This is a genomic window from Shigella flexneri 2a str. 301 (assembly GCF_000006925.2).
Lineage (GTDB): Bacteria > Pseudomonadota > Gammaproteobacteria > Enterobacterales > Enterobacteriaceae > ECMA0423.
In genome coordinates this window covers 127,648-148,968 of the sequence record NC_004337.2, presented here as the reverse complement: position 1 = coordinate 148,968, position 21,321 = coordinate 127,648, and the positions used below count along the sequence as shown (strand labels likewise).

Here is a 21,321-nt window from a genome sequence, read left to right as displayed (position 1 = left end):
AAATTTTAGTTTAAACATTTTTGCAGAAACATAATATAAATTCCCGCAGATAAATATCAATCCCATCGCCGGTAATGACTCCAACTTACTGATAGTGTTTTATGTTCAGATAATGCCCGATGACCTTGTCATGCAGCTCCACCGATTTTGAGAACGACAGTGACTTCCGTACCAGCCTTGCCAGATGTTGTCTCAGATTCAGATTATGTCGCTCAATGCGCTGAGTGTAACGCTTGCTGATAACGTGCAGCTTTCCCTTCAGGCGTGATTCATACAGCGGCCAGCCATCCGTCATCCATACCACGACCTCAAAGGCCGACAGCAGGCTCAGAAGACGCTCCAGTGTGGCCAGAGTGCGTTCACCGAAGACGTGCGCCACAACCGTCCTCCGTATCCTGTCATACGCGTAAAACAGCCAGCGCTGACGTGATTTAGCACCGACGTAGCCCCAATGTTCGTCCATTTCAGCGCAGACAATCACATCACTGCCCGGTTGTATGCGCGAGGTTACCGACTGCGGCCTGAGTTTTTTAAGTGACGTAAAACCGTGTTGAGGCCAACGCCCATAATGCGTGCACTGGCGCGACATCCGACGCCATTCATGGCCATATCAATGATTTTCTGGTGCGTACCGGGCTGAGAGGCGGTGTAAGTGAACTGTAGTTGCCATGTTTTACGGCAATGAGAGCAGAGATAGCGCTGATGTCCGGCAGTGCTTTTGCCGTTACGCACCACGCCTTCAGTAGCGGAGCAGGAAGGACATCTGATGGAAATGGAAGCCACGCAAGCACCTTAAAATCACCATCATACACTAAATCAGTAAGTTGGCAGCATTACCCAACAAAGGTTGGTACTGAAAACGGGCAACTCCTTGGTAATACTCTCACAGGTAATGATGCAGCAAAAGGAGTCGGTGTACTCATAGAAGGTTTAGCAACTAGTAAAAATCCTCTAATGACATTGAAACCTAATGATTCAAATTCTGTTTATAAAGATTACGACCCGAGAGGCAAAGACGATACAACAGGAGGAGTTTACCCGGATCAAGATACAGGTATAACATACCCTCTCCATTTCCAGGCCACGCTACAACAGGATGGAACTATACCAATAGAAGCTGGTGAGTTTAAAGCCACCAGTACTTTCCAGGTAACCTACCCTTAATAAGTCCACCGCACCGCCATCATCTGGCGGTGCGGTAATTGATAAATCATTGCCCCCACCAATGTGACTGATAAAATGCCAGGCAACACGACATCATTTATCAGGATACGTTATGAAACCGACCACCATTGCTTCACTTCAGAAATATAAGCAGGATAAAAAGCGTTTCGCGACCATCACCGCTTACGACTACAGCTTCGCGAAACTATTTGCTGATGAAGGGCTTAACGTCATGCTGGTAGGCGACTCGCTGGGCATGACCGTTCAGGGCCACGATTCCACTCTGCCAGTAACCGTTGCTGATATCGCCTACCACACTGCCGCCGTACGTCGCGGCGCACCAAACTGCCTGCTATTGGCTGACCTGCCGTTTATGGCGTATGCCACGCCGGAACAAGCCTTTGAAAACGCCGCAACGGTTATGCGTGCCGGTGCCAATATGGTCAAAATTGAGGGCGGTGAGTGGCTGGTCGAAACCGTAAAAATGCTGACCGAACGTGCCGTTCCTGTATGTGGTCACTTAGGTTTAACCCCACAGTCAGTGAATATTTTCGGTGGCTACAAAGTACAGGGGCGCGGCAATGAAGCGAGCGATCGACTACTCAGCGATGCATTAGCCTTAGAAGCCGCGGGGGCACAGCTGCTGGTGCTGGAATGCGTGCCGGTTGAGCTGGCAAAACGTATTACCGAAGCACTGGCGATCCCGGTTATTGGTATTGGTGCAGGCAACGTCACTGACGGGCAAATCCTCGTGATGCACGACGCCTTTGGTATTACCGGCGGTCACATTCCTAAATTCGCTAAAAATTTCCTCGCCGAAACGGGCGACATCCGCGCGGCTGTGCGGCAGTATATGGCTGAAGTGGAGTCCGGCGTTTATCCGGGCGAAGAACACAGTTTCCATTAAGGAGTCACGTTGTGTTAATTATCGAAACCCTGCCGCTGCTGCGTCAGCAAATTCGCCGCCTGCGTATGGAAGGCAAGCGCGTGGCGCTGGTGCCTACTATGGGTAATCTGCACAATGGCCATATGAAGCTGGTCGACGAAGCCAAAGCCCGCGCCGATGTGGTCGTCGTCAGTATTTTCGTTAACCCGATGCAGTTCGACCGCCCGGAAGATCTGGCACGTTATCCACGGACCTTGCAGGAGGACTGCGAGAAGCTAAACAAACGTAAAGTGGATTTAGTTTTCGCCCCTTCGGTAAAAGAGATCTACCCGAACGGTACTGAAACCCACACTTACGTTGACGTTCCTGGCCTTTCGACCATGCTGGAAGGTGCCAGCCGTCCGGGACATTTTCGCGGCGTTTCGACTATTGTCAGCAAGCTGTTCAACCTGGTCCAGCCGGACATCGCCTGCTTCGGTGAAAAAGATTTTCAGCAACTGGCGTTGATCCGCAAAATGGTTGCCGATATGGGCTTCGATATTGAGATTGTCGGTGTGCCAATTATGCGCGCCAAAGACGGTCTGGCGCTAAGTTCCCGTAACGGTTATCTGACGGCGGAACAACGCAAAATTGCGCCTGGTCTGTACAAAGTTTTAAGTTCGATTGCTGACAAATTGCAGGCTGGGGAACGGGATCTCGATGAAATTATTACCATTGCGGGGCAAGAACTGAATGAAAAAGGCTTCCGCGCCGATGATATTCAGATTCGCGATGCCGACACATTGCTGGAAGTTTCTGAAACCAGCAAACGGGCAGTAATTCTGGTAGCCGCCTGGCTTGGCGATGCTCGCCTGATCGACAACAAAATGGTCGAGCTGGCGTAATACTTAACTGGCGCTACGGCTGATGGCGCCAGTTATTAATTTACCCCACGTCATCTGTCATAACACAGGTAACTTAAATAAGGTTAATTACCTTATCAATCTCAGCAAGAGGTAAATTTGCCATCTCTGCAACGTCTTCCCGAGACATTCCTTTACTTAGAAGACGCAGGGCGAATTCTTGCCTTTCCTCCTGTCTTCCCTGCTGAATCCCCTTCTCAATCCCTTTCTCTTCAAACCACTGCGCCAGCGTCATCATAGACTTCCCTCCCGTTTCCCTGTCTCTCAGCACACCATAAAACAAATCCGCTTGTTCAGTATGACCGCGTTGCAGCATATAGTTTTGCATGGCAACTAACTGACTTCCGCTAGTGTACCCTTCGTCAATCAGCGTGACCAGTTGCTCCAGCAATAACATTAAGTCGCGCTGGCGAATATGTTTTTGCAGTAGTTCGAGAATCGCAATCCGCCGATGTTGCATGATTTCGTCATCCGGTGTGATGGTGATATCCACCAGCGGGAAAGGACTGTTATAGACGCGTCGCGCCAGCTCCGGCGAGTAAAACATATCAAACCAGCACATTGAGAGCGGATAAGGTGTGGCCTCGCCCTGATAAAACAGTATCGGCACCACCAGCGGCAGCTTATCGTGGCCAGCCTCCAGATGCCGGTGCATGGCAGCAATAGAATAACGCATCATGCGAAAGGCCATTTTCTTATCCGGCTTGCTTTGGTGTTCAATCACAACATGCAGATAACCGGGATTGCCCTGCATTTGCATGGAATAGAGCACGTCCGTGCTGTGACCTTTCAGGCACTCTTCAATGAAACTCCCCGACTCTAAATGAAGCGTGTTGAGATCACAAAGTTCGCGTAATTCCACTGGCAAATGTATCTCCAGAAAGTCGCGAGCCGTCTCCGCATGCATTAAAAATTGTTTAAATACCGCGTCATGCGGTGTGGTACTCGGTGCATCCATCTTCCCTGTCTTCCGTGTGGCCTTGCGTGAAGGCAGTATCCAGTCAAGGCGTGCTATCGTCAGCCACCTCTTTATTGTTTACCGAGCAGCGTTCATAAAAATATCAATTCGTTACAGGCGTTACATGGCACGCTTCGGCGCGGTACGCAAACTGCTGACGCAAATGCCATCAGATGAGTAGACACTCATCAAAAATCGGGCAATACTGCGTGAGAATTTCCTCAAAGCAGGCACCGCCTGCTTCGTTAACGACAGGGTAGAAAGGTAGAAGTTATGATTCGCACGATGCTGCAGGGCAAACTCCACCGCGTGAAAGTGACTCATGCGGACCTGCACTATGAAGGTTCTTGCGCCATTGACCAGGATTTTCTTGACGCAGCCGGTATTCTCGAAAACGAAGCCATCGATATCTGGAATGTCACCAACGGCAAGCGTTTCTCCACTTATGCCATCGCGGCAGAACGCGGTTCGAGAATTATTTCTGTTAACGGTGCGGCGGCCCACTGCGCCAGCGTCGGCGATATTGTCATCATCGCCAGCTTCGTTACCATGCCAGATGAAGAAGCTCGCACCTGGCGACCCAATGTCGCCTATTTTGAAGGCGACAATGAAATGAAACGTACCGCGAAAGCGATTCCGGTACAGGTTGCTTGATTGTTATCCCTGCGGCTGGTTACTCACCAGCCGCGACATCTTCTCCAGCGAATCCGTTCTTAAGATATAAAGTCGTTTTAGTAACAACGGATTATCCCCCGGTTTTACTTTGCCTTTCATGGTTGTCACCGCCAGGTGAAATCCGGCATCGTTTGCTGCCTTCACGGCTTTGTCATTAAAGCCGCCAAACGGATACGAAAGATACCAGACATGTGGATTAAATTGCGCCAGAGCGCGGCGTGAACGTGCAAAATCAAACAGAATATTGTGCTCACTACGGCTCAGTAATATGGGTCGGCGATAACCATCTACCCGATGCAAAAAATGGGTATGTGACTGGAAATCAAAAACATCGCGAATTTCGTTAAGCTCAGAAACGCTCATAAATTGCAGCGATTTTGGGTTCCACTTCTGCGGGTGACGTTTGATGCGTGAGGTAACAATAAACACCGTCGCCTTCATGCCATATTGTTTCAACACAGGATACGCATAGCGGCTCACCGACTTGAGGCCATCATCAAAGGTAATCACCACCGCTCGCGCAGGGAGATTGATCGTATTCTTCACGTAACCTTCCAGCTGAGCCATGCTCAGTGTCGCGTATCCCCTGTCGCGCAGCCAGGCCATTTGGTTATTGAAAGCGCGTACCGAGGTGGTCGTCGAAGTATGGCGAAAACGGGTGTTTTCTTCGTCGCGCAGAATATGGTGATAAGTTAGCACCGGCAGGCCATTATCGGGTTGGGCATCCAGCGCGCTGATATAGGCCAGTCGATCGCCAATACGGATCTGATACCAGGTTTGATTTAACCTGTCTTTCAGTTTATGCAAAATCGGGTAGCGCAAATTGTCCGCCAGTACCCCAAATGGCGCACTGCCCACACTCGGCGCGTTGTAGACCGGCGTATCTTTCCAGGTAATTAAGTTCTGATTACTCAGCGGCTTGTTGAGGTCACCCAAACCGTCTTCAACTTTTTGTCGTCCCTGAACTGGCTCGAGATGCCCTTTATCGATAAACCCTTTACCAAAGCCAAAATTAAATGCGTAATAACTTGCGGCAGTGGGCTCCACGGCAATGATTTGTCCGGCCCGAATATTCCCCACGGTCACCATCTTGTCACTAATTTGCGCCCAGACCGCAGCATTTTCGATGGTTTGCATATAACGGGCAGGTAACGCGGCACTGACACTTGCGGTAAACAGCATCAGCAGGAGAATAACAGCTTGTTTATACATGAAAAAATAACCGAGGGTGAAACAACGCTTTTATTGTAGCAAAAGCGCCATCAGAATCGCGGGTTAATACTCATACAAATTATGTTTGAGGACGAAAGGCGGATTTTTTTGTTGTTGGTGCCAAAGACTACTCACCTCCGGCCCACCCAGTTCGACAATACACTCACGAAACTCTGAACTGGTCATGGTTTCACGGCAAGCCATCATCTGTTCAATTAACGGTAACGTGACACCAGAAATCACTTCGCAACGGGAGTGTTTGTGGCTTAATAATGAAGCCACGCGATACGGTGGCGCTCCGGCTATATCGGTTAAGAAGATGACACCCTCACCAGAGTCCGCTTCATGCAGAGCATCGCACATCATGCGGCTGAGCATATTAGAGCTTAATCCGCGCCAGAAATTCACGGCCCGGCACTGAAGAAGTGCCCCATGTTTTTTCTCCAGCGCATCCAGTATCTCTTGCGCCCGGTCATCGTGACAGGTAATTACCCAACCTAACATCGCCTTCCTCCTTAGCCGAAAATCAGCCTACCCTGACCATTGTTGATAAAGGGTGATAGCCGTCAAAACTCCTCTCCCCCGAATCCAGAGGAGAGGAAATAGCCTTAGCTACGCAAACCACGTCCACGTTGGATCAGCGACCAACAGATCAAATAAAACGCCACAATAAAGACCACCAGTACGCCAAAGGTAGTGACCAGCGGCACATCATTTATACCGAGGAAGCCGTAGCGGAAACCACTGATCATATAAACGATTGGGTTCAGGTGCGACAGCCCTTGCCAGAACGGCGGCAACAAAGTCAGTGAGTAAAAGACCCCGCCCAAATACGTGAGTGGCGTTAACACAAAGGTTGGCACCAGGCTGATGTCATCGAACGTTTTGGCAAACACGCCGTTCAGCAAACCCGCAAGGGAGAATAGCACCGCCGTGAGCACCAGGGTTAAGGCAACGAATACCCACGAATGCACCTGAAACGGCACAAAAAACAGTGAAATTGCCGTCACAAGAATGCCAACAAACAGACCACGCGCCACGCCACCGCCGACATATCCGGCAATAATGACGTGAGTCGGAACCGGCGCTACCAGCAGCTCTTCAATATTACGCTGGAACTTGGCACCAAAAAATGATGACGCGACGTTAGCGTAGGCGTTGGTGATCACCGACATCATGATCAGCCCCGGTACGATGAACTGCATATAGCTGAAGCCATGCATATCGCCAATACGCGAACCTATCAGGTTACCGAAGATAATAAAGTAAAGGGTCATGGTGATGACTGGCGGCACCAGCGTCTGCACCCAGATACGCATAAAGCGATGGATCTCTTTCGCCCAGATGCTTTTTAGCGCCACCCAGTAAAGATGCATCATGCGCGATCTCCTTGTTTTTCATTAACCAGTGAAACAAACAGCTCTTCCAGACGGTTAGCTTTGTTACGCATACTTAATACCTGAATGCCCTGCTCACTTAACTGCGTAAATACGCTGTTGATCCCCTGCTCACGTAGCACTTCAACTTCCAGCGTCGCGGTATCGACCAGTCGATACTGATAGCCATCGAGCTTCGGTAACGGACTTTTCGGTGCGAGATCGAGAATAAAGGTTTCCGATTTCAGCTTCGCCAGCAGCGCCTTCATCGAGGTATTTTCCACCAGCTCACCATGTTGAATAATGCCGATATTGCGGCACAGCATTTCTGCTTCTTCCAGGTAGTGTGTGGTAAGAATGATGGTGGTGCCTTTGTCGTTTAAATCCTTCAAAAAGCCCCACATTGAGCGGCGAAGTTCAATATCCACGCCTGCGGTCGGTTCGTCGAGAATCAGTAGTTTAGGTTCATGCATTAACGCACGGGCAATCATTAAACGGCGCTTCATCCCGCCAGATAACATACGCGCACGTTCGTTGCGTTTTCCCCATAAATCGAGCTGCTTAAGATATTTTTCGCTGCGGATGTACGCCTCTTTGCGCTCCACACCGTAGTACCCTGCCTGATTCACCACAATTTGCTGCACGGTTTCAAACGGGTTGAAGTTAAATTCCTGCGGCACCAGTCCCAACTGACGTTTAGCGTTCACGACATCTTTCTCGAGATCGTAACCAAATACGCTGACCCGCCCGGAGGTTTTATTTACCAGAGAGCTGATAATACCGATAGTGGTCGATTTCCCGGCCCCGTTCGGCCCGAGAAGCGCATAAAAATCACCCGCTTCGACCTGCAAATCTATTCCACGAAGCGCCTGAACGCCGCCTGGATAGTTTTTTTTAAGCTGTTGAAGTTCCAGTGCAATGGTCATAAATTTTTACTTACCTTACGTTCTTACACTTTATCTGTGGTTTAAATCGTCCCGGAGTTGCCCTATATTAGCCAAACGTAATTATTTGGTTACAGGTCGTTAACCTCCATGAAAGACATAGATACACTCATCAGCAACAATGCACTATGGTCAAAAATGCTGGTGGAAGAGGATCCCGGGTTTTTTGAGAAACTGGCACAAGCGCAAAAACCGCGCTTTCTATGGATTGGATGTTCCGACAGTCGCGTTCCTGCAGAACGTTTAACCGGTCTTGAGCCGGGCGAACTCTTTGTTCACCGTAATGTTGCTAACCTAGTCATTCACACCGACCTGAACTGCCTTTCCGTGGTTCAGTATGCAGTGGATGTACTCGAAGTTGAACACATTATTATCTGTGGCCACTACGGTTGCGGCGGCGTACAAGCCGCCGTTGAAAACCCGGAACTGGGGCTTATCAACAACTGGCTGCTGCATATCCGCGATATCTGGTTCAAACATAGCTCATTGCTCGGCGAAATGCCGCAAGAGCGCCGTCTGGATACCTTGTGTGAACTGAACGTCATGGAACAGGTGTATAACCTGGGCCACTCCACCATTATGCAATCAGCGTGGAAACGCGGGCAGAAAGTTACCATTCACGGCTGGGCCTACGGCATTCACGACGGCTTGCTGCGTGATCTGGATGTTACCGCCACCAACCGCGAAACCCTTGAGCAACGTTACCGTCACGGGATTTCCAACCTCAAGCTGAAACACGCCAACCACAAATAAAAATGCCATGCCGGATGCAACACATCCGGCAACTTCACACTTACTCGTCCAGCAGAATCACTTTGCCAATATACGGCAGATGACGGTAACGCTGTGCGTAATCAATGCCGTAACCCACCACAAACTCATCCGGGATCGAGAAACCGATAAATTCAACCGGGACGTTCACTTCACGACGGGACGGTTTATCCAGCAGCGTACAAATCGCCAACGACTTCGGTTCGCGCAGGCTTAAGATCTCACGCACTTTCGACAGTGTATTCCCCGAGTCGATGATATCTTCAACAATCAGCACGTCCTTGCCACGGATATCTTCATCCAGATCTTTGAGGATTTTCACATCACGGGTGGTGGACATGCCGCTACCGTAGCTGGAGGCGGTCATAAAGTCGACTTCATGAGATACCTGAACTTCACGGCACAGGTCCGCCATAAACATAAATGAGCCACGCAGCAGACCCACCAGCACCATATCGCTGCCGCTGTCTTTGTAACGCTCAGTAATCTGACGACCCAGTTCGGCGATACGCGCTTTAATCTCCGCTTCGGGGATCATTACTTCTACAGTATGTTTCATATCTCTAACCATATGATTTAAAAACAAATCACTTCGCACGGGCAGGTTTTGGCACCGCAACAAAGCGCAAGACGCGCAGTATACCAGTAAAACTATTCATTCGCGGAATCTGTTAATAAAGCTCGAATTGTGATGACGGTCACACATGTTAAAACCTATAATTAATTGCTACTAAAATATTAATGAATTGAAATGGTGTCTCTTTATGGCAATTAACAATACAGCCTCGCGACGATTACTCGTCACGCTAACAGCCCTTTTTGCAGCGCTGGCTGTATCTACTCATTGGCGGAGGCTGGCTGGTCGCGATTGGCGGCTCCTGGTACTACCCTATCGCTGGCCTTGTGATGCTCGGCGTCGCCTGGATGCTGTGGCGCAGTAAACGCGCCGCGCTTTGGCTATACGCAGCCCTGCTGCTCGGCACCATGATTTGGGGCGTCTGGGAAGTTGGTTTCGACTTCTGGGCGCTGACTCCGCGCAGCGATATTCTGGTCTTCTTCGGCATCTGGCTGATCCTGCCGTTTGTCTGGCGTCGCCTGGTCATTCCTGCCAGCGGCGCAGTTGCCGCACTGGTGGTCGCACTGCTGATTAGCGGTGGTATCCTGACCTGGGCCGGATTTAACGATCCGCAGGAGATCAACGGCACCTTAAGCGCCGATGCCACACCTGCCGAAGCTATCTCCCCCGTTGCCGATCAGGACTGGCCTGCGTATGGCCGCAATCAGGAAGGTCAACGCTTTTCACCACTGAAGCAAATTCACGCCGATAACGTCCACAAGCTGAAAGAAGCCTGGGTGTTCCGTACTGGCGATGTGAAGCAGCCGAACGATCCGGGTGAAATCACCAATGAAGTGACGCCGATTAAAGTGGGCGATACCCTTTACCTGTGTACCGCTCACCAGCGCCTGTTTGCGCTTGATGCCGCCAGCGGCAAAGAGAAATGGCATTACGATCCTGAGCTGAAAACCAACGAGTCTTTCCAGCACGTAACCTGCCGTGGCGTCTCTTATCATGAAGCCAAAGCAGAAACGGCTTCGCCGGAAGTGATGGCGGATTGCCCGCGTCGTATCATTCTTCCAGTGAATGATGGTCGCCTGATTGCGATTAACGCTGAAAACGGCAAACTGTGCGAAACCTTCGCCAATAAAGGCGTGCTCAATCTGCAAAGCAATATGCCAGACACCAAACCGGGTCTGTATGAGCCGACTTCTCCGCCAATTATCACCGATAAAACCATCGTGATGGCCGGTTCAGTCACCGATAACTTCTCAACCCGCGAAACGTCTGGCGTGATCCGTGGTTTTGATGTCAACACCGGGGAGCTGCTGTGGGCTTTTGATCCGGGCGCGAAAGATCCGAACGCAATCCCGTCAGACGAACACACCTTTACCTTTAACTCACCAAACTCGTGGGCACCAGCGGCCTATGACGCGAAGCTGGATCTGGTCTATCTGCCGATGGGCGTGACCACGCCGGATATCTGGGGCGGTAACCGCACACCGGAACAGGAACGTTATGCCAGCTCGATTCTGGCGCTGAATGCCACTACCGGGAAACTGGCGTGGAGCTACCAGACCGTTCACCACGACCTGTGGGACATGGATCTTCCGGCACAGCCGACGCTGGCGGACATCACCGTTAATGGTCAGAAAGTGCCGATTATTTACGCTCCGGCGAAAACCGGTAACATTTTTGTGCTCGATCGTCGTAATGGCGAACTGGTGGTTCCGGCCCCGGAAAAACCGGTTCCCCAAGGTGCTGCCAAAGGCGATTACGTTACCCCTACTCAACCATTCTCGGAACTGAGCTTCCGTCCGACGAAAGATTTGAGCGGTGCGGATATGTGGGGAGCCACCATGTTTGACCAACTGGTGTGCCGCGTAATGTTCCACCAGATGCGCTATGAAGGCATTTTCACGCCGCCATCTGAACAGGGTACGCTGGTCTTCCCGGGTAACCTGGGGATGTTCGAATGGGGCGGGATTTCCGTTGATCCAAATCGTGAAGTGGCAATTGCCAACCCAATGGCACTGCCGTTTGTTTCGAAACTGCTCCCGCGTGGTCCTGGCAACCCGATGGAGCAGCCGAAAGATGCCAAAGGCACGGGTACGGAATCCGGCATTCAGCCACAGTACGGTGTACCGTATGGTGTCACGCTCAACCCGTTCCTCTCACCATTTGGTCTGCCATGTAAACAGCCAGCATGGGGTTATATCTCGGCGCTGGATCTGAAAACTAATGAAGTGGTGTGGAAGAAACGTATTGGTACGCCGCAGGACAGTATGCCGTTCCCGATGCCGGTTCCGGTGCCGTTCAATATGGGTATGCCGATGCTGGGCGGGCCAATCTCCACGGCGGGTAACGTGCTGTTTATCGCCGCTACGGCAGATAACTACCTGCGCGCTTACAACATGAGCAACGGTGAAAAACTGTGGCAGGGTCGTTTACCGGCGGGTGGTCAGGCAACACCGATGACCTATGAAGTGAATGGCAAGCAGTACGTGGTGATCTCCGCAGGCGGTCACGGTTCATTTGGTACGAAGATGGGCGACTATATTGTGGCTTATGCCCTGCCGGATGATGTGAAATAACCATAATGCCCGGAGAGATCCGGGCATATTTCCGAATACGGTCTTTTTATACCGTAAACCCTAACATCATCCCCGTATCTTCATGCTCCAGCAGATGGCAGTGCGCCATATAAGCATGTTCTTTCGGTGCGTTGTGATTAAACTTCACCAGCACTTCACTGACATTGCCTTCTACCTTAACGGTATCTTTCCAGCCCGCGCGATGAGCCGCTGGCGGTTTGCCATTTTCTGACAAGATACGGAACTGCGTGCCGTGAATATGGAACGGATGCAGCATCATGTCGCCCACGCCAGAGATAACCCAACGTTCGTACTGCCCTTTCGCCGCCGCAAACATCGGCTTATTCATATCAAACGCCTGACCGTTGATTTTATTGGCATGGTGGAAATCGAACTTCCCGCCGTGGTTCATATGATTCATATTGCCGTGCCCCATATGGCCCATCATCTGGCTGTGATCCATTCCGGCCATCGCCTGATCGCCATATTTCTCCATTAGCATCTGCATCCCCATCATATCGAGCATCGGGTCCATAGAAAGTTGCAGCTTGCGTACCGTCAGCCCTTCCAGCGAAGGTAACGCAGGCAGGCTACTTAATGTGTCAGGCAAAGCACCGGAGGCACTAATAGCAATCGGCTGAATCCGCATTACCGGATGCGGCTTGTCAAACGGTGCAATCGCCATCCCCATCTGGCTGACCGGCAGCGTCACCAGGTCAAAGGGTTTGTTGTCGTTAACCTCCTCCAGCACTTCAAAACGCTCGCCCATCAGCACCGTCAGCTCGCTCACCTTCACCGGTTCAGGTAGCAGACCACCGTCGCTGGCAATCACATACAGCGGTCGATTGTCGCTGGTGGCGAAATTGAGCGAGCGGGCATTACAGCCATTGAGCAAACGCAGGCGCAGCCAACCACGCGGGGCAGCGTGTTGTGGGTAGATTGCACCGTTGGTCAGCAGCGTATCGCCAAACCAGCCCACGGCGGCGGTCATCACATCCAGTTGATAATCAATCTGCCCGTCGGCGCTAAATTTCTTATCCTGAACGATCACCGGAACATCATCGATACCCCACTGTTTTGGCAGCATTAATTTCAGGATCTCGTCATCTTCAATCACCACCAGACCAGCCAGCCCCATCGCCACCTGTCGCCCGGTCTTGCCATGTTGATGTGGATGGAACCAGCAGGTAGCGGCAGGTTGATCAACGTTCAACGTCACCGAGCGCTTGCCACCTGGCGGAATAATTCCCTGTGGGCCGCCGTCGACGTCACCCGGTACTTCCAGCCCGTGCCAGTGCAACGTCGTCTCTTCCGCCAGTTGGTTGTAGATATCAACCGTTACCGCTTTGCCGCGCTGTAATTTCACCGCCGGCCCCAGCAGATTGCCGTTATAGCCCCAGGTAGTTGCAGTTTTCTCGCCAAAGGTGGACTGACCTGCGCCAATAGTTAACTGAATGCGATTACGGGCATCGGTCGTGAGCAAATCAGGGATCGGTAACGTTGGGCGTTCCGCCGCAAAGACTGCACGGCTCCACAGTGGCAAGGCTGAAGCCACACCCAGTGCGACGGAATATTTCAAGAAATCACGACGTTGCATAGTTATTTCCTTATTCTTAAGCAGGCGAAACAAAATCAAACGTTGAGCATAGTCCTTCCCCTTACGGGAAGGTCAAGCCGCAGACACAATTTAATCGACAATAATGGTCGTCGCCTCGCTCGCAGTGTGCTAACGTTTATCTTCTTTAAGCCCCTGGTAGAAGCAATGAAGACGTTTTTCAGAACAGTGTTATTCGGCAGCCTGATCGCCGTTTGCGCAAACAGTTACGCGCTCAGCGAGTCTGAAGCCGAAGATATGGCCGATTTAACGGCAGTTTTTGTCTTTCTGAAGAACGATTGTGGTTACCAGAACTTATCTAACGGGCAAATTCGTCGCGCACTGGTCTTTTTCGCCCAGCAAAACCAGTGGGATCTCAGTAATTACGACACCTTCGACATGAAAGCTCTCGGTGAAGACAGCTACCGCGATCTCAGCGGCATTGGCATTCCCGTCGCTAAAAAATGCAAAGCCCTGGCCCGCGATTCCTTAAGCCTGCTTGCCTACGTCAAATAATCCCTGATACCTTTTTGTAGAAATATTGACCGTGCATCCGCGGTCAATGTTAGCTATTATGTTGCGCCCTTTTTTTACGGGTGTTAACAAAGGAGGTATCAACCCATGGCCGAAAAAAAACAGTGGCATGAAACGCTACACGACCAGTTTGGGCAGTACTTTGCGGTAGATAACGTTCTGTATCATGAAAAGACCGATCACCAGGATCTGATCATTTTTGAGAACGCTGCATTTGGTCGCGTAATGGCGCTGGATGGCGTAGTACAAACCACCGAGCGCGACGAGTTTATCTATCATGAGATGATGACCCATGTTCCGCTACTGGCCCACGGTCACGCGAAACATGTGCTGATTATCGGCGGCGGCGACGGTGCCATGCTGCGTGAAGTAACCCGACATAAAAACGTTGAGTCAATCACGATGGTGGAAATCGATGCGGGTGTCGTGTCGTTCTGCCGTCAGTATCTGCCCAACCATAACGCCGGTAGCTACGACGATCCGCGCTTTCAACTAGTGATCGACGATGGCGTCAATTTCGTTAATCAAACCAGCCAGACCTTTGATGTCATTATCTCCGACTGCACCGATCCTATCGGTCCCGGCGAAAGCCTGTTCACCTCAGCATTTTATGAAGGCTGCAAACGTTGCCTGAATCCTGGCGGTATCTTCGTCGCACAAAACGGCGTCTGCTTTTTACAGCAGGAAGAAGCCATCGACAGCCATCGCAAACTCAGCCATTACTTCAGCGACGTTGGCTTTTATCAGGCGGCGATCCCGACCTATTACGGCGGTATCATGACTTTTGCATGGGCGACAGATAACGACGCCTTACGCCATCTCTCAACCGAAATTATTCAGGCGCGTTTTCTCGCTTCTGGCCTGAAATGCCGTTATTACAATCCGGCAATCCATACGGCAGCTTTTGCCTTACCTCAGTATCTGCAAGACGCACTGGCTTCACAGCCGTCCTAAGGAGAAGATAAGAAATTGAAAAAACTGAAACTGCATGGCTTTAATAATCTGACCAAAAGTCTGAGTTTTTGTATTTACGATATCTGCTACGCCAAAACTGCCGAAGAGCGCGACGGTTATATTGCTTATATCGATGAACTCTATAATGCCAACCGTCTGACCGAAATCCTGTCAGAAACCTGTTCCATTATCGGGGCCAATATTCTTAACATCGCCCGCCAGGATTACGAACCACAGGGTGCCAGCGTCACTATTCTGGTGAGTGAAGAACCGGTTGACCCGAAACTCATCGACAAAACAGAACACCCCGGCCCACTGCCAGAAACGGTGGTTGCTCATCTCGATAAAAGTCATATTTGCGTACATACCTACCCGGAAAGTCATCCTGAAGGCGGTTTATGTACCTTCCGCGCCGATATTGAAGTCTCTACCTGCGGCGTGATTTCTCCGCTGAAGGCGCTGAATTACCTGATCCACCAGCTTGAGTCCGATATCGTAACCATTGATTATCGCGTGCGCGGTTTTACTCGCGACATTAACGGTATGAAGCACTTTATCGACCATGAGATTAATTCGATTCAGAACTTTATGTCTGACGATATGAAGGCGCTGTATGACATGGTGGATGTAAACGTCTATCAGGAAAATATCTTCCATACCAAGATGTTGCTTAAAGAGTTCGACCTTAAGCACTACATGTTCCACACCAAACCGGAAGATTTAACCGACAGCGAGCGCCAGGAAATTACCGCTGCGCTGTGGAAAGAAATGCGCGAGATTTATTACGGGCGCAATATGCCAGCTGTTTAACGGCTCTGGCGGAGCTCCCAGGCTCCGCCAGATTTATTTACTTCTGCTGCACGAAATTGCGGTAAGCCGCCACGACCTGCAGAAAATCCTCAACGCCGCATAGCGACAGGCTTTCTTCGTCGTAGTAGTTCATCCCCTCTTCCATTTCATCGCCAGCGAATTCCAGTTGATTGGCGCGAACCATCACCTCTTCAGCGTCCATCCACAGGGTGTATTCATGCCCTGCCCGTTGCCAGGACCGTTCGCTACCTTTCAGTGCGTGCGCTGCTTGTTCCACTTCATCAAGCAAGGCCAGGTTTTCTTTCACCTCTTCATTAAACCAGTGCCCGACCACTTCATGCCCCATGGACATACGCACCTTTACCACTCCGGTAATATCGCGCAGAAATTCGTAATCCATAGTGTGTTCCTCTGCTCCCGGCAATGCGCCGAAATCGCATCGCGCCATTGATGTAATTATCGCAGCCTTACCGGAGAAAAACAGCGGAACGGCGATAGTTTAGAAATAAAAAATGCCCGGGAATCTCATTCACCGGGCATTGTGTCGTTTATGCGCAGCGCGTGCGCTTACTTATTACACCGCAGTCTGGAAAATCACCCCATCGGCTTTTTCGGTGTACTGAGAAAGCTGGTTGAAGTTCAGATAACGATAAGTATCAACGGCAGTTTTATCTACTTGCGCAACGTAGGTCTGGTACTCTTCCGGCGTCGGCAGTTTGCCAATCAGCGCCGCAACAGCCGCCAGTTCTGCAGAAGCCAGGAAGACATTCGCGCCAGTACCCAAACGGTTCGGGAAGTTACGGGTAGAGGTGGAAACCACCGTCGCACCGTCTGCTACACGCGCCTGGTTACCCATACACAGGGAACAGCCCGGGATCTCGATACGAGCCCCGCTCTTACCGAAGACGCTGTAGTAGCCTTCTTCCGTCAGTTGCGCGGCGTCCATACGGGTTGGCGGTGCCACCCACAGGCGGGTCGGCAACTGACCTTTGTGCGCATCCAGCAGTTTACCAGCGGCACGGAAGTGACCGATGTTAGTCATGCAAGAACCGATAAATACTTCGTCGATCTTCTCGCCCTGTACCGCAGACAGCGGACGTGCGTCATCCGGATCGTTCGGAGCACACATGATTGGCTCTTTAATCTCCGCCAGATCGATGTCGATCACTGCCGCGTATTCCGCATCTGCATCGGCTTCCAGCAGCTCAGGATTCGCCAGCCATTTTTCCATGCCCTGAATACGGCGTTCCAGGGTACGACGATCGCCGTAACCTTCCGCGATCATCCACTTCAGCAGGACGATGTTGGAGCTCAGGTATTCGATGATCGGTTCTTTGTTCAGCTTGATAGTACAACCAGCGGCAGAACGCTCGGCGGACGCATCGGTTAGCTCAAAGGCCTGCTCAACTTTCAGATCCGGCAGACCTTCAATTTCCAGAATGCGACCAGAGAAGATGTTTTTCTTGCCTTTCTTCTCAACGGTCAGCAGACCTTGTTTGATCGCATACAGCGGAATGGCGTGTACCAGATCGCGCAGGGTGATGCCCGGCTGCATTTTGCCTTTGAAGCGCACCAGAACGGATTCCGGCATATCCAGCGGCATTACGCCAGTTGCGGCAGCAAACGCCACCAGACCAGAACCCGCCGGGAAAGAGATACCGATCGGGAAACGGGTATGGGAGTCACCACCGGTACCGACGGTATCCGGCAGCAGCATACGGTTCAGCCAGGAGTGAATGACGCCGTCACCCGGACGCAGCGACACACCGCCACGGTTCATAATGAAGTCCGGCAGCGTGTGGTGCGTGTTCACGTCAACTGGCTTCGGATACGCCGCGGTGTGGCAGAAAGACTGCATCACCAGGTCAGCCGAGAAGCCCAGGCACGCCAGGTCTTTCAGTTCATCACGGGTCATCGGGCCGGTGGTGTCCTGAGAGCCTACAGAAGTCATTTTCGGTTCGCAGTACGCGCCCGGACGAATGCCTTTCACGCCACAGGCACGGCCTACCATTTTCTGCGCCAGCGAGAAGCCGCGATCGCTCTCAGCGACATCTTTCGCCTGACGGAACACATCACTGTGCGGCAGACCAAGTGCTTCACGCGCTTTGGTGGTCAGGCCACGCCCGATAATCAGCGGAATACGGCCGCCAGCACGCACTTCATCAATCAGCACGTCGGTTTTCAGTTCGAAGGTCGCCAGCAGTTCGCCTGTTTCGTGGTTACGCACTTCACCTTTGTACGGGTAAACGTCAATCACGTCGCCCATGTTCAGGTTAGAGACGTTGACTTCGATTGGCAGTGCACCCGCGTCTTCCATCGTGTTAAAGAAGATGGGTGCAATTTTACCGCCGAGGCACAAACCACCGCCGCGTTTGTTCGGCACATGTGGAATATCATCGCCCATAAACCACAGAACGGAGTTCGTGGCGGATTTACGCGATGAACCCGTACCCACAACGTCACCGACGTACGCCAGCGGGAAACCTTTCTGTTGCAGAGCTTCAATCTGTTTGATCGGGCCAACAACACCTGGCTGGTCTGGCTCAATACCTTCACGGGCGTTTTTCAGCATCGCCAGCGCGTGCAGTGGGATATCCGGGCGTGACCACGCATCCGGTGCCGGAGAAAGGTCATCGGTGTTGGTTTCGCCAGTGACTTTAAAGACGGTAACGGTCAGTTTTTCAGCCAGCGCCGGGCGATTCAGGAACCATTCGGCATCCGCCCAGGACTGCATTACCTGCTTCGCATATTCGTTGCCTGCTTTCGCTTTCTCTTCTACGTCATAGAAGTTATCGAACATCAGCAGCGTGTGAGAAAGTGCTTTGGCAGCAATAGGTGCCAGTTTGGCATCATCCAGCGCGTCGATCAGCGGATGAATGTTGTAACCACCCTGCATGGTGCCCAGCAGTTCGATAGCTTTTTCCGGAGTCAGCAGAGGGGATTTAGCTTCGCCTTTAGCGATAGCAGCCAGGAAGCCTGCTTTTACATAGGCGGCTTCATCGACGCCTGGGGGAACACGGTTGGTTAACAGATCTAACAGGAATTCTTCTTCGCCCGCGGGCGGGTTTTTCAGCAGCTCTACAAGCGCGGCCATTTGGTTTGCATCCAGGGGTTTGGGCGCAATCCCCTCAGCGGCACGCTCAGCTACGTGCTTACGGTATTCTTCTAGCACGACGGTTCTCCTCGCTCTCATTGTCATAGTGCGGCAGGCGATTCTCTTCACGCTCCTGTGAGACAGCAGTTTGTAGGGTAAATGCCCAGTACCGCAACGGGCAGAATAGCAGGATTTTGACGACGTGTTAATCTGTTTACAAAAAAGCAACATAAAAAAGTGGCTGAATCGTTAAGGATGGTCTAGAGATTGTTTCCCTCCGTAAAAACTTCGTTAATTCGCATGGTGATAATCACCTTTCTCAACGAATCCCAAGATTAGTCAAAATTTAAACTACCGCCTCTTTATACTCGGATTCACAGCACCTGCGGGTGGCAGTTCGCCGACCATTGCGATTTCCTTGAGATCCGAATTATGAAAATGACTTTGCCGTTTAAACCCCATGTGCTGGCGCTAATTTGCAGTGCCGGGCTTTGTGCTGCCTCTGCCGGGCTATATATAAAAAGCCGCACAGTGGAAGCGCCTGTAGAACCGCAATCGACACAACTGGCTGTGTCTGACGCTGCCGCTGTTACGCTTCCTGCAACGGTTTCCGCACCTCCCGTAATACCCGCAGTCGTCAAATCCGCATTCAGCACTGCACAAATAGATCAATGGGTCGCACCCGTCGCGCTGTATCCCGACGCCCTACTTTCGCAGGTGCTGATGGCATCAACCTATCCGACAAACGTTGCTCAAGCAGTGCAATGGTCGCACGATAATCCACTTAAACAAGGCGATGCTGCTATTCAGGCGGTATCTGACCAGCCGTGGGACGCCAGCGTTAAATCACTGGTGGCCTTTCCACAATTGATGGCATTGATGGGCGAAAACCCGCAATGGGTGCAAAACCTGGGCGATGCTTTTCTGGCGCAGCCGCAGGACGTGATGGACTCGGTACAGCGATTGCGGCAACTGGCGCAACAAACCGGCTCGCTGAAGTCATCAACCGAACAGAAAGTTATTACCACAACGAAGAAAGCTGTACCGGTAAAACAGACAGTCACGGCACCCGTCATACCATCCAATACCGTTTTAACTGCCAACCCCGTCATTACAGAGCCGGCAACAACCGTCATTTCCATTGAGCCCGCCAATCCTGATGTGGTCTATATTCCCAACTACAACCCAACCGTGGTTTACGGGAACTGGGCCAATACTGCGTATCCGCCGGTTTATCTGCCACCACCAGCCGGAGAACCGTTTGTTGACAGCTTTGTGCGCGGATTCGGCTATAGCATGGGCGTTGCTACCACGTACGCACTATTCAGCAGCATCGACTGAGATGACGACGATCATGACCATCATCATCATGACGATGATGATTATCATCACCACGATGGCGGTCATCGTGACAGTAATGGCTGGCAACACAACGGCGACAACATCAATATCGACGTCAACAATTTCAACCGTATCACCGGTGAGCATCTTACTGATAAGAATATGGCATGGCGGCACAATCCAAACTACCGTAATGGTGTGCCCTATCATGATCAGGATATGGCAAAGCGGTTTCATCAAACCGATGTCAACGGCGGAATGAGTGCCACGCAGCTACCTGCTCCAACACGCGACAGCCAGCGTCAGGCGGCAGCAAGTCAGTTTCAGCAACGAACACACGCCGCCCCCGTCATTACACGAGATACCCAACGTCAGGCAGCGGCACAGCGGTTTAATGAAGCTGAACACTATGGGAGCTATGACGACTTCCGCGACTTCAGCCGTCGCCAACCACTGACCCAGCAGCAAAAGGACGCCGCTCGTCAGCGTTATCAGTCGGCCTCTCCTGAGCAGCGCCAGGCAGTCCGCGAGAAAATGCAGACTAACCCGCAGATCCAGCAGCGAAGGGAGGCGGCGCGCCAGCGTATTCAGTCCGCCTCGCCTGAGCAGCGCCAGGCGGTTCGCGAGAAAATGCAGACTAACCCGCAGAACCAGCAGCGAAGAGAGGCAGCGCGTGAGCGTATTCAGTCTGCAACTCCCGAACAGCGCCAGGTGTTTAAGGAAAAAGTACAGCAGCGCCCACTGAACCAACAGCAACGTGATAACGCCCGCCAGCGTATACAATCGGCATCACCTGAACAACGTCAGGTTTTTCGGGAGAAAGTTCAGGAGAGCCGCCCACAACGTCTAAACGACAGTAACCATACTGTCAGGCTGAATAACGAGCAACGGTCAGCAGTACGCGAACGTCTCTCTGAACGTGGAGCAAGAAGACTGGAAAGGTAAATTGCAGACGT

Annotated in this window: 17 protein-coding genes, 2 pseudogenes and 2 other annotated features; of the genes and pseudogenes, 9 read left to right on the top strand and 10 right to left on the bottom strand. The window is 51.6% G+C overall.

What is annotated here, in order from left to right:
- Window positions 1-70: 70 nt before the first annotated feature.
- Window positions 71-838: a mobile genetic element, on the bottom strand.
- A complete protein-coding gene (gene insB / locus SF0133; protein NP_706089.1) occupies window positions 86-589 on the bottom strand; it encodes an insertion element IS1 protein InsB in 504 nt (167 codons plus the stop codon). It overlaps the preceding feature by 504 nt.
- Before the next feature lie 438 nt (window positions 839-1,276).
- On the opposite strand from insB, the gene panB reads away from it, so the two are divergent.
- Together panB and panC are read left to right on the top strand one after the other, a co-directional pair.
- Complete coding sequence (gene panB, locus SF0131; RefSeq protein NP_706087.1) at window positions 1,277-2,071, top strand: 3-methyl-2-oxobutanoate hydroxymethyltransferase; 795 nt, start codon at window positions 1,277-1,279, stop codon at window positions 2,069-2,071.
- Window positions 2,072-2,082: 11 nt separating this feature from the next.
- A complete protein-coding gene (panC, locus tag SF0130; RefSeq protein NP_706086.1) occupies window positions 2,083-2,934 on the top strand; it encodes a pantoate--beta-alanine ligase in 852 nt (283 codons plus the stop codon).
- 73 nt (window positions 2,935-3,007) lie between these two features.
- Here the strand turns inward: panC and yadD are convergent, their stop codons facing one another.
- A complete protein-coding gene (gene yadD, locus SF0129) occupies window positions 3,008-3,910 on the bottom strand; it encodes a hypothetical protein (RefSeq protein ID NP_706085.1) in 903 nt (300 codons plus the stop codon).
- 273 nt (window positions 3,911-4,183) lie between these two features.
- On the opposite strand from yadD, the gene panD reads away from it, so the two are divergent.
- On the top strand, window positions 4,184-4,564 hold the full coding sequence (gene panD, locus SF0128; RefSeq protein ID NP_706084.2) for an aspartate alpha-decarboxylase: 381 nt from the start codon (window positions 4,184-4,186) through the stop codon (window positions 4,562-4,564).
- A 3-nt stretch (window positions 4,565-4,567) separates the two neighbouring features.
- On the opposite strand, the gene yadE is transcribed toward panD, so the two are convergent.
- The 4 genes from yadE to yadG all read right to left on the bottom strand — a co-directional run bounded on the left by yadE (window position 4,568) and on the right by yadG (window position 8,099).
- On the bottom strand, window positions 4,568-5,797 hold the full coding sequence (yadE, locus tag SF0127; RefSeq protein NP_706083.2) for a hypothetical protein: 1,230 nt from the start codon (window positions 5,795-5,797) through the stop codon (window positions 4,568-4,570).
- Window positions 5,798-5,860: 63 nt separating this feature from the next.
- On the bottom strand, window positions 5,861-6,301 hold the full coding sequence (gene yadI / locus SF0126; RefSeq protein ID NP_706082.1) for a PTS system transporter subunit IIB: 441 nt from the start codon (window positions 6,299-6,301) through the stop codon (window positions 5,861-5,863).
- A 104-nt stretch (window positions 6,302-6,405) separates the two neighbouring features.
- Window positions 6,406-7,176, bottom strand: coding sequence for an ABC transporter permease (yadH, locus tag SF0125; protein ID NP_706081.1), 771 nt, complete (start codon window positions 7,174-7,176; stop codon window positions 6,406-6,408).
- A complete protein-coding gene (gene yadG, locus SF0124) occupies window positions 7,173-8,099 on the bottom strand; it encodes an ABC transporter ATP-binding protein (RefSeq protein ID NP_706080.1) in 927 nt (308 codons plus the stop codon). Before yadG ends, yadH begins: the two co-directional genes overlap by 4 nt.
- Window positions 8,100-8,207: 108 nt before the next feature.
- Here yadG and yadF point away from each other — a divergent pair, with 108 nt between their 5' ends.
- Window positions 8,208-8,870 (top strand): carbonic anhydrase, encoded by a 663-nt coding sequence (yadF, locus tag SF0123; protein ID NP_706079.1) that lies wholly within the window; start codon window positions 8,208-8,210, stop codon window positions 8,868-8,870.
- Window positions 8,871-8,910: 40 nt separating this feature from the next.
- Here yadF and hpt read toward each other — a convergent pair whose 3' ends face one another.
- The gene (gene hpt, locus SF0122; RefSeq protein ID NP_706078.4) at window positions 8,911-9,459 is read right to left on the bottom strand and encodes a hypoxanthine phosphoribosyltransferase; all 549 of its coding nucleotides are present in this window, start codon (window positions 9,457-9,459) and stop codon (window positions 8,911-8,913) included.
- Between the two features lie 248 nt (window positions 9,460-9,707).
- On the opposite strand from hpt, the pseudogene gcd reads away from it, so the two are divergent.
- Window positions 9,708-12,038: pseudogene (gene gcd, locus SF0121) on the top strand.
- Window positions 12,039-12,084: 46 nt separating this feature from the next.
- Here the strand turns inward: gcd and yacK are convergent.
- Window positions 12,085-13,635: a multicopper oxidase gene (gene yacK, locus SF0119; RefSeq protein NP_706076.2), complete on the bottom strand. Its 1,551-nt coding sequence runs from the start codon at window positions 13,633-13,635 to the stop codon at window positions 12,085-12,087.
- Between yacK and yacC the strand changes: the two genes are divergently transcribed.
- The 3 genes from yacC to speD all read left to right on the top strand — a co-directional run bounded on the left by yacC (window position 13,630) and on the right by speD (window position 15,930).
- Window positions 13,630-14,148, top strand: a complete 519-nt coding sequence (yacC, locus tag SF0120) for a hypothetical protein (protein ID NP_706075.1) — start codon at window positions 13,630-13,632, stop codon at window positions 14,146-14,148. The genes yacK and yacC overlap by 6 nt on opposite strands.
- Window positions 14,149-14,253: 105 nt before the next feature.
- Complete coding sequence (gene speE / locus SF0118; protein ID NP_706074.1) at window positions 14,254-15,120, top strand: spermidine synthase; 867 nt, start codon at window positions 14,254-14,256, stop codon at window positions 15,118-15,120.
- Window positions 15,121-15,135: 15 nt separating this feature from the next.
- Window positions 15,136-15,930: an S-adenosylmethionine decarboxylase gene (speD, locus tag SF0117; RefSeq protein ID NP_706073.1), complete on the top strand. Its 795-nt coding sequence runs from the start codon at window positions 15,136-15,138 to the stop codon at window positions 15,928-15,930.
- 37 nt (window positions 15,931-15,967) lie between these two features.
- Here speD and yacL read toward each other — a convergent pair whose 3' ends face one another.
- Together yacL and acnB are read right to left on the bottom strand one after the other, a co-directional pair.
- Complete coding sequence (gene yacL / locus SF0116) at window positions 15,968-16,378, bottom strand: hypothetical protein (RefSeq protein ID NP_706072.3); 411 nt, start codon at window positions 16,376-16,378, stop codon at window positions 15,968-15,970.
- Between the two features lie 126 nt (window positions 16,379-16,504).
- Window positions 16,505-19,102 (bottom strand): aconitate hydratase B, encoded by a 2,598-nt coding sequence (acnB, locus tag SF0115; protein NP_706071.2) that lies wholly within the window; start codon window positions 19,100-19,102, stop codon window positions 16,505-16,507.
- 354 nt (window positions 19,103-19,456) lie between these two features.
- Window positions 19,457-21,310 (top strand) — a sequence feature (Similar to Escherichia coli K12 membrane protein gi: 1786308 (618 aa). BLAST with identity of 97% in 617 aa. This CDS contains an in-frame stop codon. The sequence has been checked and is believed to be correct.).
- Here acnB and yacH point away from each other — a divergent pair.
- A pseudogene (gene yacH / locus SF0114) lies at window positions 19,457-21,310 on the top strand. (Overlaps the previous feature by 1,854 nt.)
- Window positions 21,311-21,321 lie beyond the last annotated feature (11 nt).

Bases quoted from the DNA above. Each gene is read 5' to 3' on its own strand.
- insB (NP_706089.1), bottom strand. From the start codon at position 589: ATGTCGCGCCAGTGCACGCATTATGGGCGTTGGCCTCAACACGGTTTT.
- panB (NP_706087.1), top strand. From the start codon at position 1,277: ATGAAACCGACCACCATTGCTTCACTTCAGAAATATAAGCAGGATAAA.
- yadD (NP_706085.1), bottom strand. From the start codon at position 3,910: ATGGATGCACCGAGTACCACACCGCATGACGCGGTATTTAAACAATTT.
- panD (NP_706084.2), top strand. From the start codon at position 4,184: ATGATTCGCACGATGCTGCAGGGCAAACTCCACCGCGTGAAAGTGACT.
- yadE (NP_706083.2), bottom strand. From the start codon at position 5,797: ATGTATAAACAAGCTGTTATTCTCCTGCTGATGCTGTTTACCGCAAGT.
- yadI (NP_706082.1), bottom strand. From the start codon at position 6,301: ATGTTAGGTTGGGTAATTACCTGTCACGATGACCGGGCGCAAGAGATA.
- yadH (NP_706081.1), bottom strand. From the start codon at position 7,176: ATGATGCATCTTTACTGGGTGGCGCTAAAAAGCATCTGGGCGAAAGAG.
- yadG (NP_706080.1), bottom strand. From the start codon at position 8,099: ATGACCATTGCACTGGAACTTCAACAGCTTAAAAAAAACTATCCAGGC.
- yadF (NP_706079.1), top strand. From the start codon at position 8,208: ATGAAAGACATAGATACACTCATCAGCAACAATGCACTATGGTCAAAA.
- hpt (NP_706078.4), bottom strand. From the start codon at position 9,459: ATGGTTAGAGATATGAAACATACTGTAGAAGTAATGATCCCCGAAGCG.
- yacK (NP_706076.2), bottom strand. From the start codon at position 13,635: ATGCAACGTCGTGATTTCTTGAAATATTCCGTCGCACTGGGTGTGGCT.
- speE (NP_706074.1), top strand. From the start codon at position 14,254: ATGGCCGAAAAAAAACAGTGGCATGAAACGCTACACGACCAGTTTGGG.
- yacL (NP_706072.3), bottom strand. From the start codon at position 16,378: ATGGCGCGATGCGATTTCGGCGCATTGCCGGGAGCAGAGGAACACACT.